Raw genomic sequence first — 14,471 nt, forward strand, 5'->3', positions numbered from 1 at the left:
ATGACTTCAACGACGTTCATCCATACCTCAGACTTTCAGCTGGGGATGACTCGGCGCTTTCTTGGGGAGTCGGCTCAGGCTCGCTACAGCGACGACCGAGAGGCCGCCGTCCTACGCCTGGGAGACCTTGCCAAGGAGACGGGGGCGCAGTTCATCCTCGTGGCGGGGGATGTATTCGAGCATAACTCGCTTTCCCAGGCCACCTTGTTGCGCGCCAAAGAGATGTTCAAACGCCTTCCGGTGCCCGTGTACCTGCTGCCGGGCAACCATGATCCTTTGGTCGCCGATTCGGTGTTCTACCGTGCCTCTGCGGAGAATGTGCACGTCATCGCGGATTCGCAGTCTTTTGAGGTGGCCCCTGGAGTTGAGCTGGTTGGAGCGCCATATCTATCCAAGCACGCCAATGTGGATCTGGTGCGCCAGGCACTCGAGCCCCTAGAGCCGGCAGAGGGAATCCGCATAGCGGTAGGCCACGGGCAAGTGGAGTCTTGGTCGGCAGAAGATAACGCGGATGCTATTGACCTGGCCTACGTGGAATCCAAGCTCTCCGAGGGAGTCATCGACTATCTGGCGCTGGGAGATACTCATTCCACCATGAGCCTGGGGACAACCGGGCGCGTGTGGTTCTCCGGCAGCCCGGAAACCACTGACTTTCTCCAGCTCCCGGCTGGCAAAGGCGAGGCAGATTCGGGTAATGCCCTGGTAGTCACGGTCGGGGAAGATTCGGTGGAGGTGGATAAGCGGCGTATAGGCCGCTGGTCCTTTGAGGCTTTCGATGTCGATATCAACTCCGCGCAGGACGTCCGTGGGTTCTTGGCCCGTCTCGACGCCTACCCGGATAAGATCCGCACCGCCATCAAGTACGGCCTGCGCGGAACCGTGGGGCTTGAGGAACAGCGCGAGTTAGAGCTAGGCCTTGCGCAATATGAGGCGCTTTTTGCCTCATTGCGCCCGCGCCAGCGCACTATGGACCTGCACCTTGCCCCCAGCGAAGAGGAGCTGGCCACACTGGGCCTGGGAGGTTATGCCTCTACGGCACTGGAGGAACTGCTGGGCGCACTAGATAGGCCGGAGGCTCGGGATGCGGCAAACTTGCTATTCCGTCTGACGGCTACGGAGGAGAAGTCACGATGATGCGCATTCACTCCCTGGTCATTGATAACGTCCGTGGAATTGACCACCTCGAATTAAGCGGCCTGCCGGAGACCGGCGTGGTGGTTATTCACGGCGATAACGAGGTGGGAAAGTCCACCCTCGCTGAGGCCATAGATGTGGTGTTGAACGAAAAGCATGGGGGCCGTTCCCGCAAGATCCAGGCTTTGCAGCCCGTGGGCAAGGATGTTGCGCCACAGATTACGCTCGAGGCCACGGTTGGTCCCGTGCACTTTCGCATCACTAAACGCTGGTTGCGTAAGAAAGCCTCCGAATTGCAGGTGCTTGGGACGCACCCGGCGCAGTTCACGGGAGGACAGGCAGATGACGAACTCGAGCGCATCCTAGGTGCACACCTAGACAGGGCGCTGCTGCAGGCGCTCTTTCTCCGTCAAGACGATCTGGGTGAGGGAATCTCCGCGGTGGGTATTCCCTCCGTTACCACTGCGCTAGAGAAGTCGAGCGGCGTGGCCGAGGAAGTTGTAAACGCCGAGGACTCCGAGCTGATGACGAAGGTCGAAGCGGAGTTTCTCAAGTACTTTAGCGCCAGGCAAGCGCGTCCAGCTCATGCCTATAAAGAGGCGATTGATACCCTCGCGCGCGCCGAGGAGAAGGCCGAAGCTGCGCAGGAGAAACTCGCTTCACTCGAGGGGGTAGTAGAGAGCTATGAAAAGATCCTCGAGGACAAGAAGGCTGCAGAAGGCAGCCTGCCTTTGGCAAAGCAAGAACGCGCTGAGGCGGGCGTAGCCCTAGAAAAGGCACAGCAGGCTGCAGAGAAAGCCGCCGCGCAGCAGGAACGTGTTCATCTCGCCGCGGCCGAGGTCGAGCGCCTAAAGCTCCTGGAAGTGCAACGCGGCGAGCTTAAAGCTGGTGTAGAAGCGGCAGTAAAAGACCTTCAAAGAACGGCTAAAGAGCTCGACGCCGCGCGAGAAAAAGCTTCCTCAGAAGCCGTGGCAAAGGCAGAACTAGAGGAGCAACTAGAGTCGGCGCAGGCGGCGTGGAGTGCTGCTCGCGAACAACTCAAGCTGGCGCGCCGGCTCCAGGCCAAGCAGGAGTGCAGTGACCTCGAAGCACGTATCGCCAAACTCGAGGAACTTGATACATCTCTAAAGCGAGCGCGCGAGGCGCTCCGCGCGGCACGGGACATCAAGGAAGCAGACATCAAAGAGCTGCGCTCAGCGGCGCAGGAAGTGGCGGTGGCGCAGCGCGTGCATACGGCTACCGCACCGAAGCTGCTTTTGAGCGCTGCGCCCGTGACCGAAGTGCGCGTGGATGAGGATACGCTGGCGGTGGGGGAAGAGACCGTCGTCAAGCTTGCGGAGGGAACCCGCCTCGAGATTGGAGCGGTGACCGCCATCTTTGAGGCGGGGGCCGGATCGCAAGAGGATTCGGGCGCAGCCGTTGCGCGCGCCGGGCTGCGGTTGAAAGAAGCCCAAGACTTAATCGGCTGCGACACCGTGGAAGAGGCAGAGGCTCTGCGCGAGGACTACCGCGCACTGCGCGAGGAACTTGGTCGCGCGGAACGTGAGTGGCAATTGGAGCTGGGGGAAGACGAGCTAGCGGAGCTTAAAGAGCGCCACCGCCAGCTTGCGGAGGAGGTCGCGGAGCTACCTGCCGAGGACATCGATCTGCGCACGGCAGAGGAGGAAGAGGAGGCGGCTCGCGAACTCGTGGAAGCCAAGGAGAAAGCGTTGGCTCCTTATCGTGATTCCGCCACCGTGCAGGAGGTCATCCGGTGGGAGACGCTGCATGACACGGCTCGGGGCGAGGTTGAGCGCGCCCGAGCGAAGTTGGAGACCGCGCGTGAGGCAACGGCAGATACGGATGTTAGGGCGTCCGTGCTGCAAGCCGAGGGCGTCCTCGAAAAGAGAACAGCAGAGCTTGCGCAGATGCAGGAAGTGGATCTGGATACGGCGCGTGCCCTTGTCGAGGGGGCGCAATCCCGGATGCAGGGCCTAGAGGATTCGGTGCGGGCAGCTGAATTGGATCTAAGTGAGCTCAGTAGTCACATTCAGGTGCAAACGGGTGCGGCGGAGGAAGCCGCGCAGGCTACTGCCCAGCTGGATAACGCCCGCGAGGCGCACGCGGCCATCGAGCGCAGGGCGAAGGCGGTGCGATACTTGCATGAGCTTTTGCTCAAGCACCGTGACGCCGCGCGTGAGCGCTATGCGCAGCCCTTTACGCAACAACTCTCCGAGTTTGCGCGCACGGTATTCGGGAAAGGCGTGAGCTTTGAACTCAATGAGGAGCTCCAGATCCAGGCACGTACCCGGGAGAATCAGACCGTTCCCGTTGAGAGTCTTTCTGGTGGCGCCAGGGAGCAATTGGCAATTCTCACTCGCTTCGCCATTGCAAAACTGGTTGATGCCGATGGGGTCCCCGTCATCGTTGATGATGCGCTGGGCTCGACCGATGTGCATCGGCTGCAGCTGATGTCCACCCTTTTTAGCAGCGTGGGACAGTACGCCCAAGTTTTAGTGCTGACGTGCGTTCCAGAGCGCTATTCGCGGGTGCCCGGACGCAAAGAATATAGATTTTCAGACTTGCGGGGTTAAAGTCTGGGGAAACCTGCTATATTTTGCCTAGTTTCAGGTGTAATGTTGTTGACATGACTACAGAAATCCGGTGGCTCAACGATAGCGAGCAAGAACTATGGCGCCTGCTGCTCGCGGCTATTAGGAAAATCAACCGCGGCATGGAAGAAACACTCATGGCTGGCGGCGAGGTATCCGCCTCCGAGTTCTCCGTCCTGGTTTCCTTGAGCGAGGCTAAAGACAATCAGATGCGCTTGCGCGAATTATGCTCCTCCCTAGACTGGGATCGCTCGCGTACCTCGCACCAGGTCACGCGCATGGAGCGCCGCGGTCTGGTGTCAAAGAATAAAAGTTTGGGTGATGCCCGTGGTGTGGTAGTAACTATCACCGAAGAAGGCATGGCCCGCCTGCGTCGCGCCGCACCGGAACACGTTGAATCCGTGCGGCGTTTAGTATTTGACCACCTGCAAGAAGATGACGTGCCCTCACTTCTGCGCTTCTTCCAAGGTGTTATGGACGTTGATAACTTGCCAGGCTACAAAGGCTTCGTTCCCGACGAGCGGCTCCCGCGCCAACCCTAGAAGTGTAGTGACAAGATTGTGAGAGGAATGAGAAGATGATGGGACAAGAGCTCTTCGAGCATCCCCACCGGCAATACCGCGAGTATGGAATAACCGCCCTCACGGAGCTTTCCTCCCGCATCGGGAACCCGGAGGATCCCAACATGGACGCCATGGAGGAGGCCCTAGCCAACTCCCCGGAGGATGCCATTACCTTCGACGAGGACACGGATCTGTGGATTACTGGCCCCGATGAGGCCATTGAGGCGATGTTTGATGACAGGGAGGCATTCGTTGCTGCCTTGCTTGAGGATGTCGACCCAGGGCTGTGACCCCATAAAGGGTGGGGAACCAAAAGGTGGAGGAGTACGCCCAGTACGGTTGGGCTGCTAAGGTAAGCACGTAGTGATTGCCATGAGATGGCATGGCGGATTGAAAGGACTTTGATTGATGAACGAGTATTTGGCTCAAGAGCTTCGTGAGGCACAGGCACGCGACAAGTCTGACGGTTGGGTTTCCGTCTTCGTCGCTTGGATTCCGAATATGATCATCGCCGTCGTCCTGCTTTCCCTAATGTTGTTCGGCATGTACTACGTCGAGCACGGCACCTTGGACATCACCAAGGACGTTGTTTACCAGCACTCCGTCACGACCAAGAGCTAGCGCCAGTAAGCTAAGAAGCCGACAGCAGGCCCCAAGGTGCAAAACAAGCTTCTTGGGGCCTGCTGCGTGCGTTGTGGGCTCGGAGTACCGAAATGCAAAAATCCGGCAGAAACCGTTTTAAGAAACAGTAACTGCCGGATTTCTCCGTTTGCACGGGCTGAGAAAAATGTGTCCCTGACAGGGATCGAACCTGCGACCTTCGGTACCGGAAACCGATGCTCTAATCCGCTGAGCTACAGAGACAGTGTGGAAACCTTAAATGTTTCAACGCTGTGATTCTATCCTATGGGGCTCGTTGCTACTAAATCGAGTCCGGGGAGGTCGCTGACGTCTGCCTCGCCGGTCCGCAGGTACTTGATGGCGGCCTCATCGACTCCACGGTTTCCTAGGGCAAAGTGCCCATGTCCTGGTCCGTGCACTGTGATGACGCGGGAGTTCATCCGCTGTGAGAGTCCGGTGTGGAACTGATAAGGCGTCTGCGGGTCACCCGTGCCTTGAATCTGTAGCGGGCGGACGGCTAAGCCGCTTCCGCTGACATTTATAGGTGCGGCAATGGCAGTTCGCCCAGAGCACGCCGCGCCCGAGGCATAGAGCGAATTGACCGCAGTGAAGGGATCCCCGGTGGCGTAGTTGCTCCAGATGAAGGAGGGCAGCAGGGTGGGATTCGCCGCGACCTGATTCTCGTTGCAGACGAGGACATTTTGCATCGTCATGGCCTCTACAGCAGCTTCGTTGGCGGCCTTTAGTTCTTCCTCAGATGTGGAGCCCGCAGGAACCTCGATGGGCTCGATACCGGCGATATGCTTGGCCAGCGTATCCCAAACCTCAGGGCGGGGAGCCGCCTCGCGAGTCATGGCGAGGGTGGGGGAGGCAGCTTGCATGGACCCTGGCTTGGCGGCCATGTCCCGCAGGTTTTCCGCCTGCACGCGCAAGGGCCCAGTCGCGGTCATGATGTTGGCACCTGGTTGCCCGCTAAACTCCAGCCCCGGCGGTAAGTCACCGATCTGTGCATTCGGAGGCAGGACAGTGGGGCGAGCGCCAGCCTCGGCGGCTACCTTTTGGGACCACCGCTCATAGGCTTGAAGCGGGGTGCTCCCGAGGTGATAGGTGGCATCGTTCCTTGCTATGAAACCGAAGAAATCGTGCAAGGCGTTCTCGTATCCGGCTTGCTGAGAAGCGTAGATTCCATTCCATGCCAGCCCTGGATCCATGCCCGAATCAAGGAGCAGCTTGTCGGTGTGCTCGGGATAGAGAGTGGCATAGGCAGAACCCAGGAAAGTGCCATAAGACAATCCTGCGATGGAAATCTTATCCTCGCCGAGTGCGCTGCGGACCATCTCCCAGTCACGTGCGGTGTTCTCCGTAGTGAGGGAGTCGGTATAACCCGGGGTATTGGCCTCGCAGGCGTCACGTGTGACGCCACCTATCTGGGTAAAGCTCTCAACGCTGCTCGCCTGCGCGGAATCGCTGCTGCAATTAAGGGGAGTCGAGCCCTTCAAGCCACGGGGCTGAACACCAATGATGTCCCATTCCTGGAGGATTTCTGCGGGCCACTGGGCTGCATTAGTGTTGCCCACCCAGCTATAGGCGCTGCCACCAGGACCGCCCGGGTTGGTGAATAGGGATCCCAGACGTGCGCTTGGGTTCTCTGCCCGCAGACGGACAAACCCGACGCTGATGGAACCTGCGTCGGGCTGCGAATAGTAGGTGGGAACGTCGATGCGGCCGCATTCGGCGCGCTCGTTGTTGACCTCTGGAGGGCACTGCTCCCAAGAAATTGCTGGAGCAGCATTAGCCGGAGCTACACCGAGGCCGCAGGCAAGCGCAGCGGTCAAAGCAAGCGCCCAGCCTTTGGAAACTGTGGGCTTAAGCGCAGAGAGAGTCACAAGTCTAGCTCCTGTAGTTAGAGGTGTTTAACTAGACTATATAGACCAATAGCGTGTTAGTCCACGATAACGACGATGAGGTTACGCGGTCCGTGGACGCCCTCGACACGAGATAGCTCGATGTCAGAGGTGGCTGAGGGGCCAGAAATCCACGTGGCGGGACGCTGAGGATCCATGCGAGAGACTACCTCGGGGATTCCGTAGACCACCGAATCGCGGTGCACGATGCAGATGTGGCGATCGGGTACCAAGGTAAGCGCGCGGCGCCCGCAGCGAGGGCCGGATTCCAAAACGATAGTTCCGGTTTGTGCGGAGGAGACCACGGACTCGGTGACCACGGCGTCGACCGAATCGAGCAGGCGAGGATCGGAATCCGGATCATCGGGGGTAGCAGAACCCTCAAAGTTCACGAAGATAGAGTCATCGAGACCTTCCGCGTAGCGGATGTCCTTGCAGTCCTTTTCCTCGAGAATACGGTTCAGCGTAGAGGGAAGCTCCGCCACGCTGGTGAGTTCGACCTCGGCCTTGTAATCCTCGAGCCTCTCCACAAACATGTCGAGCAACTCGGCGGCATTGAGAGTGCCCTCGCGCTGGTACTCGCGGGGGGCGACAACGTGATCTGGCAGACCCGCGGACTTTTGAGCGCTGCGGATGCGGCTCAGAATTTCTTCTTTGGCGTTCACTTGATGCCTTCCTCTCGGGCCTGGTTGAGCAGGTTCTTTGCTTCGTTGCTCTCGAACCACTGGCGGAATGATTTCTTCGGCGGTACGGCGGTATCGCGGCCTTCAGACCAGCCGGACATGAACAGCGGAAGCCGGTCGATGATGCCGTTACGGCCGCCCATGACGCGGGCAAGAGCGACCATGCGGGTGGCTTGGTTCCACACCTTCGGGTGTGCCCACACTGCCTCGACCATGCGGAAGAGCTTCGACTCTACCGGCGGGGTGGCGTGGGTGACCTTTTGATAGCGGTTCTCCAGAATCACGTCACTGAGGGGGATCTTCACTGGGCAGACCTCATCACAGCGCCCACAGAGGGAGCACGCATAAGGCAAGCTGGCGGAAGGATCGTGGTGATCCTTCATTCCGGTCAGCTGCGGCGTCAGGGAGATGCCGATGGGGCCGGGGTAGACCGATCCATAGGCGTGGCCACCGGCGCGCTCGTAAACAGGGCACACGTTAAGGCAGGCAGAACACCGGATGCACTTCAACGCCTGGCTGCCCACGGGGCTCGAGAGCGCCGCGGTACGACCATTGTCGAGCAGGATCAGGTGGAAGTTCTGCGGACCATCACCCTCAGTGACACCGGACCACATCGAGGTATAAGGGTTCATGCGCTCCGCGGTGGAAGAACGCGGCAGCAGCTGCAAGAAAACCTCGAGATCCTGGAACTTGGGCACGAGCTTTTCGATGCCCATTACAGTGATGAGGGTTTCCGGCAGGGTCACGCACATGCGTCCGTTGCCCTCAGACTCCACGACGTTGATGGTGCCGGTCTCGGCCACGCCGAAGTTAGCGCCCGAGATGGCAACCTTTGCCTTCATAAACTGTTCGCGCAGGAAGGAGCGGGAGGCCTCTGCGAGTACTGCGGGCTCGGCTTCGAGGGTGTCATCGGTATTCGGCATCTCTTTGACGAAGATGTCCCGGATCTCGGCGCGGTTACGGTGAATAGCAGGCACCAAGATGTGAGAGGGCTTATCGTTACCAAGCTGAACGATGAGCTCAGCGAGGTCGGTTTCACGAGCATGGATGCCTACCTCTTCGAGGTGCTCGTTGAGGCCGATTTCCTGGGTGGCCATGGACTTGACCTTAACGACCTCGGTCTCGCCGGTCTCTCGGATGAGATCCTCGACGATCTTATTGGCTTCCTTGGCGTCACGCGCCCAGTGGACGATCCCGCCACGCTTGGTTACCTGCTCCTCGAACTGTGCGAGCAGTTCCGGCATGCGAGCGGCGACATCTTCCTTGAGTGCGGAACCTGCGTTGCGCAGCTGCTCCCAATCGGGTGCCTCCTTAACGGCGTGGGCGCGCTTGTTGCGGATGGTCGTGGTGGCGTGGAGGAGGTTGCGACGCTGGGTGGCGTTGTTGAGTCCCTCATGAGCAGCTGGGACGAAGGACTTGTCTCCGCGCAGATTGCCGTAGTTCTCTGGTGCGCGCGGTGGAGTGGTATCGAGGAAGCTAGTCATTAGAGCATCTTCTCCTTAGAGTAGGCCGCGGTCTCAGGGGTCCACGGATGTTCCTTGGTGGAGGCCAAGATTTCGGCCATGTGCAGCGCGCGAATTCCGCTGCGTTGACGGGAAAGCGCGCCGCCAATATTCATGAGGCAGGAGGAGTCACCGCCGGTGACGTACTCGGCTCCGGTGTCTTTGACGTGGCGCGTCTTGTCAGTAACCATTGCCTGAGAAACCTCAGCGTTCTTCAGGGCGAAGGTCCCGCCGAATCCGCAGCATTCCTCGAAGTTTTCCAAGGGCACGAGTTCGATGCCTTCGACCTCACGCAGCAGCTGGTAGGGGCGGTCACCGAGCTTGAGGAAGCGCAGGCCGTGGCAAGAGGAATGATAGGTCACGCGGTGGGGGAAGAAGGCGCCCAAGTTGGTGCGCTGCTCAATGTCTACGAGGAACTCGGGAAGATCGAGAGTCTTATCGGCGGCCTTGTGGGCGCCGTCTACATCAGCAGCGGTACCGAAGCGCTCCGCAATGCGGGTGTGGCGCTCGCGCACGGCTCCAACACAGGAACCAGACGCCGAGACCACATAATCGATTGAAGGATCAGCGAAAGCGTCGGCATAAGTGCGGATCATGCCGAGCGTTTCTTTCTGGTAGCCGGTGTTGACGTGCATCTGCCCGCAGCAGGTCTGTTCTTCTGGGAAGACCACCTCGTGGCCGAGACGAGACAGGATCAGTGCGGTAGCTTTCTGCGCATCCGGGAACATGGCATCACCGATGCACGTAGAAAACAATGCTATTCGCATGCTTGCGCTCCTTGCTTTATCCAGCGGCGCATGTGGCAACTGTGCTCACGCCGATCTGGGAAAAATAGTATGGGGTATGCCACAAATCCTACAACGAAAGATCACAGAGGTCTAACGGCGATTCCCGCGCCCAGCTGCGGGTATTCCGCAACATTAGTATTGTCGAATTATTTGTCGCGTGTACCTTTTAACCTGATAGTGCTACACGGGAGTGGGGGCGTTAAACTCTTTCGATATGAATCCAGTAGATCTCTCTGCGCTCGTTCGGGATGCCGCCGTTGCGGTACTTGAGGAGCACGCCCTTGACACCTCCGTACTCCCTGCAACCGTAACGGTAGAGCGCCCGCGCAATCCCGATCACGGCGATTACGCCACCAACGTTGCCTTGCAGGTGGCTAAGAAGGCGGGTATCAATCCTCGCGAATTGGCTGGTTGGTTGGCACAGGCTTTGGCAGACAATGACGCCATTGCCTCCGCAGAGATTGCTGGCCCGGGATTCCTTAATATTCGTCTCGCTGCAGCCGCGCAGGGCGCAATTGTCTCGCAGATCCTTGCCGCTGGTGATTCCTATGGCGATAATGATGCCTACGCTGGAAAGCGCATCAACTTGGAGTTTGTCTCCGCTAATCCCACGGGGCCGATCCACCTGGGTGGTACCCGCTGGGCAGCTGTGGGTGATTCCCTCGGAAGAGTGCTAGAGGCCTCCGGTGCTGCAGTCACTCGTGAGTACTATTTCAACGACCACGGCGGGCAGATCGACCGTTTTGCTCGCTCGTTGGTCGCCGCAGCCAAGGGCGAGCCCACCCCTGAGGACGGCTACGGCGGAGCATATATTCAAGACATCGCGCAGGCGGTGCTGGAGCACAACCCCACCGCCTTGGAGGGCAGCCCGGAGCAGGTCCAAGAGGCTTTCCGTTCCGCAGGTGTGGACATGATGTTTGCGGCGATCAAGCAGTCGCTGCACGAGTTCGGCGTCGACTTCGATGTTTACTTCCACGAGAACTCCTTGTTTGAGTCCGGCGCCGTGACCAAGGCGCTCGACGAACTCAAGGCAAAGGGCGAGCTTTACGAAGCCGATAATGCCTGGTGGCTCAAGTCCACCGATTATGGTGACTCCAAGGACCGCGTTGTCATCAAGTCTGATGGAAATGCCGCATATATCGCCGGCGATATTGCCTACGTGGCAGACAAGTTCGAGCGCGGCCACGATCTCAATATCTATATGCTCGGCGCTGATCACCACGGCTACGTTCCCCGTCTGAAGGCTGCCGCGGCCGCTCTTGGCTATGACGCGGATGCCGTCGAGGTGCTCATTGGCCAGATGGTCAACCTCTTGCGCGAGGGTAAGCCCGTCAAGATGTCCAAGCGCGCGGGAACGGTCATCACCATTGAAGACCTCGTTACTGCTATTGGTGTCGATGCTTCGCGCTATTCCCTGGTTCGTTCCTCGGTAGACCAGACCATTGACATCGATTTGAGCCTGTGGGCGTCACAGTCGGCGGACAATCCCGTCTTTTACGTGCAGTACGGACATGCCCGGCTATGCTCAATTCTCCGCAAGGCTGCTGAGATCGGTGTCTCGGCCGAGGGTGCAGATCTCTCCCTGCTGAACAATGAGCTGGAAGGCGATCTCATCCGTACACTGGGAGAGTTCCCCGGTGTCGTCGCACAGGCCGCGACCTTGCGTGAGCCCCACCGAGTGGCACGCTACGCGGAGAATCTCGCGGCAGTGTTCCACCGCTTCTATGACCAGTGCCAGATACTGCCCAAGGCCGGGGAGTCGGCGGAGCCCATCCACTCTGCGCGCCTCGCACTCGCGCAGGCCACGCGCCAAGTCCTTGCCAACTCACTGTGCCTCGTCGGCGTTTCTGCACCGGAGAGAATGTAGATGAGCACCGATTTTAATGATTTGCCCGCCCACGTCTGGCCGCGCAACGCCAAACGCGAGGAGGACGGCGTAGTCACCATCGCCGGCGTTCCGCTCCCAGAGCTGGCGGAGGAGTTTGGCACGCCACTCTATGTTTTCGATGAAGATGATTTCCGTTCGCGGTGTCACGACATGGCCGATGCTTTCGGGGGCCCCGAGCATGTTCACTACGCTTCTAAGGCCTTCATATCCAAGAAGGTCGTGCAATGGGTCAACGAGGAAGGGCTTTTTCTCGACGTCGCCTCAATAAACGAACTTCGCATCGCCCTAGCCGCGGAGTTTCCGCCGCAGCGCATCACTGCCCACGGCAATAACAAGGGCGAGGACTATCTGCGGCTTTGTGTCGAGCAGGGCGTAGCCCACGTGGTTTTGGACAACGAGTCTGAACTGGAGAACCTCAACCGCATCGCTGGCGAGGCCGGGCGAGTCCAGCCCGTGATGATCCGCGTCAAGCCTGGGGTTGACGCTCATACCCACGAGTTCATCGCTACCGCGCATGAGGACCAGAAGTTTGGAATCTCGTTGGCCACCGGCGCGGCCTTTAACGCCGCTAAGCATTGCCTCGGTGCGGAGTACCTCCAGCTAGTGGGGCTGCACTGTCACGTCGGTTCCCAGGTATTCAATGCTGAGGGATTCAAGCTCGCTGCTGAGCGCATCTTGGGCCTTTATGCGCAGATCCATACCGAGCTGGGTGTCAATCTTCCGGAGCTTGATCTCGGCGGAGGCTTCGGCATTCCTTATATGCCTTATGAGGAAGCGCTCGATATTGAAGGCGTCGCCCAAGACATGCTCGGAGCGGTCGATGATATGGCCCGCAAGCTGAGCATTCCGGCGCCCTTCCTCCTCGTCGAACCAGGGCGTTCCTTGGTGGCCGGTTCCGCAGTCACGGTTTACCGAGTAGGTACGGTCAAGGACGTTGAGACAGGTAAGGCGGAGCTTCCTGTGCGCCGCTACCTCGCGGTCGATGGAGGTATGTCGGATAATATTCGCCCGGCTCTCTATGGCAGCGAATACGATATGCGCGTGGTCAATCGCGAGACCGAGGGCTCGCTCGTGGACTCACGTGTGGTGGGCTTTCATTGTGAGTCGGGGGATATTCTCCTCGATGAGCCACAGCTTCCCGCCGATATCGTTCCGGGTGACCTCGTGGCATTCGCTGCGACAGGCGCGTATCAATACATGATGTCTTCGCGATATAACGGTGCAGTGCGTCCAGCGGTGGTCGCCGTGCGCGCGGGCGTGACTCAGCCCATGTTGCGGAGGGAGACCATTGAGGATCTCCTCTCGCTTGAGGTGGAGTAGCAACAGCCGGGTGGGTGAGTAGACAGCTCGTTCTGTATAGTGGCGAGTAGCTCATTCCCCAGGGCACAGGATAAAACTAGATAGCAAGACAGAAAAAGCAATCGAAGAGTACTAGCAGTCGAACGATGGGAACGGAAATGTCCACAGCTCCTCAGACCAGTATCCGCAGCGGCAAGGGCCCCGGCGAAGCAGTAGGAATTGCGCTCTTGGGCTTCGGCACCGTGGGCGCGGAGGTATTCCGCCTGCTCAACGAGAACGCCGATGCCTTTGCTCACCGCATCGGTGGTCCTGCGGAGGTTCGCGGCGTCGCGGTACATAACAAGAACAAACTCCGCCCGGGCGTTCCTGCGGAGCTGTTGACCGATGATGCCGAGGCCCTGGTCAGGCGCGATGATATTGACCTCGTGGTCGAGGTCATCGGCGGCATTGATTACCCACGCCACCTCCTGCTGACCGCGCTCAATGCTGGTAAGTCCGTGGTTACGGCCAACAAGGCGCTCGTAGCTGCGCATGCGGACGAGCTCGCTGAGTCGGCAGATCGTGCCGGAGTGGATCTCTACTTTGAGGCTGCGGTTGCCGCGGCCATTCCCGTCGTCGGCATGCTGCGCCGCTCCCTGGCCGGCGATCAAATCCGCCGCATCTCTGGCATCGTCAACGGCACCACTAACTTCATCCTCGACGCCATGGAAACCACGGGCGCCTCCTACGAGGACGCACTCGCCGAGGCCACGCGCCTAGGCTATGCAGAGGCAGATCCCACCGCAGACGTCGAAGGCCATGACGCAGCCTCCAAGGCCGCGATCCTGGCGTCGCTTGGCTTCTACACCCGAGTCACTTTTGATGATGTCCATTGCGAAGGCATCTCCCAGATCACCGCGGATGACATCAAGGCTGCGAACAAGGCCGGCTATTCCATCAAGCTCTTGGCCATCTGTGAGGTCTTGATCGATGAATCCGGGAAGAAATCCGTCAACGCGCGCGTGCACCCCACGCTCGTTCCCAAGGATCACCCGCTTGCCTCAGTGAGCAAGTCCTACAACGCCATCTTCGTCGAGGCAGAGGCTGCCGGATCCCTCATGTTCTATGGCAATGGTGCCGGCGGTAACCCCACGGCATCGGCAGTGTTGGGTGACGTCGTGGGCGCCTCCCGCAACATCGTGCACGGTGGCCGCGCCCCGGGAGAAAACACCTACGCGCACCTGCCCATCGCAGATTTCGGCGAGGTACTTACCTGCTACCACATCGACATGGAGGTCGCGGACCGCGCCGGTGTGCTGGCAGCCATCTCCGAGGTTTTTGCCCAGCGAGGTGTCTCTTTGCGTACCGTGCGCCAGGAAAATGGCAACGGTACCGCCCGTCTCATCGTGGTCACCCATTCGGCGCGTGAGGCGGCGTTGGAAGAGATCGTCGCCAAGCTCGGCGATCTGGACGAGGTCAAGGCCGTCCATTCCGTCATTCGTCTCCATAGTTAAACCGC

12 protein-coding genes and 1 tRNA gene are annotated in these 14,471 nt (G+C 59.4%); 8 read left to right on the plus strand and 5 right to left on the minus strand.

Going from position 1 to position 14,471, the window contains the following annotated elements:
* The 5 genes from F4V60_RS04900 to F4V60_RS04920 all read left to right on the plus strand — a co-directional run bounded on the left by F4V60_RS04900 (position 1) and on the right by F4V60_RS04920 (position 4,909).
* On the plus strand, positions 1 to 1,134 hold the full coding sequence (locus F4V60_RS04900) for a metallophosphoesterase family protein (RefSeq protein WP_075729599.1): 1,134 nt from the start codon (positions 1 to 3) through the stop codon (positions 1,132 to 1,134).
* Positions 1,131 to 3,707, plus strand: a complete 2,577-nt coding sequence (locus tag F4V60_RS04905; RefSeq protein WP_075729600.1) for an AAA family ATPase — start codon at positions 1,131 to 1,133, stop codon at positions 3,705 to 3,707. Before F4V60_RS04900 ends, F4V60_RS04905 begins: the two co-directional genes overlap by 4 nt.
* A 53-nt stretch (positions 3,708 to 3,760) precedes the next feature.
* Positions 3,761 to 4,267, plus strand: a complete 507-nt coding sequence (locus F4V60_RS04910) for a MarR family winged helix-turn-helix transcriptional regulator (RefSeq protein ID WP_075729601.1) — start codon at positions 3,761 to 3,763, stop codon at positions 4,265 to 4,267.
* A gap of 35 nt (positions 4,268 to 4,302) precedes the next feature.
* The gene (locus F4V60_RS04915; protein WP_075729602.1) at positions 4,303 to 4,578 is read left to right on the plus strand and encodes a molecular chaperone GrpE; all 276 of its coding nucleotides are present in this window, start codon (positions 4,303 to 4,305) and stop codon (positions 4,576 to 4,578) included.
* Positions 4,579 to 4,696: 118 nt separating this feature from the next.
* Entirely contained in the window at positions 4,697 to 4,909 is a 213-nt protein-coding gene (locus F4V60_RS04920; RefSeq protein WP_075729603.1) for a hypothetical protein, read from the plus strand.
* Positions 4,910 to 5,078: 169 nt separating this feature from the next.
* On the opposite strand, the gene F4V60_RS04925 is transcribed toward F4V60_RS04920, so the two are convergent.
* From F4V60_RS04925 to F4V60_RS04945, 5 genes are all read right to left on the minus strand, one after another.
* Positions 5,079 to 5,152: transfer RNA gene (locus F4V60_RS04925), tRNA-Arg, on the minus strand.
* Positions 5,153 to 5,187: 35 nt separating this feature from the next.
* On the minus strand, positions 5,188 to 6,795 hold the full coding sequence (locus tag F4V60_RS04930; protein ID WP_232315989.1) for an alpha/beta fold hydrolase: 1,608 nt from the start codon (positions 6,793 to 6,795) through the stop codon (positions 5,188 to 5,190).
* A gap of 56 nt (positions 6,796 to 6,851) precedes the next feature.
* A complete protein-coding gene (locus tag F4V60_RS04935) occupies positions 6,852 to 7,478 on the minus strand; it encodes a LutC/YkgG family protein (protein WP_075729604.1) in 627 nt (208 codons plus the stop codon).
* Positions 7,475 to 8,980, minus strand: coding sequence for a lactate utilization protein B (locus tag F4V60_RS04940; RefSeq protein ID WP_075729605.1), 1,506 nt, complete (start codon positions 8,978 to 8,980; stop codon positions 7,475 to 7,477). The genes F4V60_RS04935 and F4V60_RS04940 overlap by 4 nt, the downstream gene beginning before the upstream one ends.
* Entirely contained in the window at positions 8,980 to 9,765 is a 786-nt protein-coding gene (locus tag F4V60_RS04945; RefSeq protein WP_075729606.1) for a (Fe-S)-binding protein, read from the minus strand. Before F4V60_RS04945 ends, F4V60_RS04940 begins: the two co-directional genes overlap by 1 nt.
* A 235-nt stretch (positions 9,766 to 10,000) precedes the next feature.
* On the opposite strand from F4V60_RS04945, the gene argS reads away from it, so the two are divergent.
* From argS to F4V60_RS04960, 3 genes are all read left to right on the plus strand, one after another.
* Positions 10,001 to 11,653 (plus strand): arginine--tRNA ligase, encoded by a 1,653-nt coding sequence (argS, locus tag F4V60_RS04950; RefSeq protein ID WP_075729607.1) that lies wholly within the window; start codon positions 10,001 to 10,003, stop codon positions 11,651 to 11,653.
* Complete coding sequence (gene lysA, locus F4V60_RS04955) at positions 11,654 to 12,994, plus strand: diaminopimelate decarboxylase (protein ID WP_075729608.1); 1,341 nt, start codon at positions 11,654 to 11,656, stop codon at positions 12,992 to 12,994.
* 137 nt (positions 12,995 to 13,131) lie between these two features.
* Positions 13,132 to 14,466, plus strand: a complete 1,335-nt coding sequence (locus F4V60_RS04960) for a homoserine dehydrogenase (protein WP_075729609.1) — start codon at positions 13,132 to 13,134, stop codon at positions 14,464 to 14,466.
* The last annotated feature ends 5 nt before the right edge of the window (positions 14,467 to 14,471 follow it).

The sequence above is a fragment of the Corynebacterium flavescens genome (assembly GCF_008693105.1).
GTDB classification, from domain to species: Bacteria; Actinomycetota; Actinomycetes; order Mycobacteriales; family Mycobacteriaceae; genus Corynebacterium; species Corynebacterium flavescens.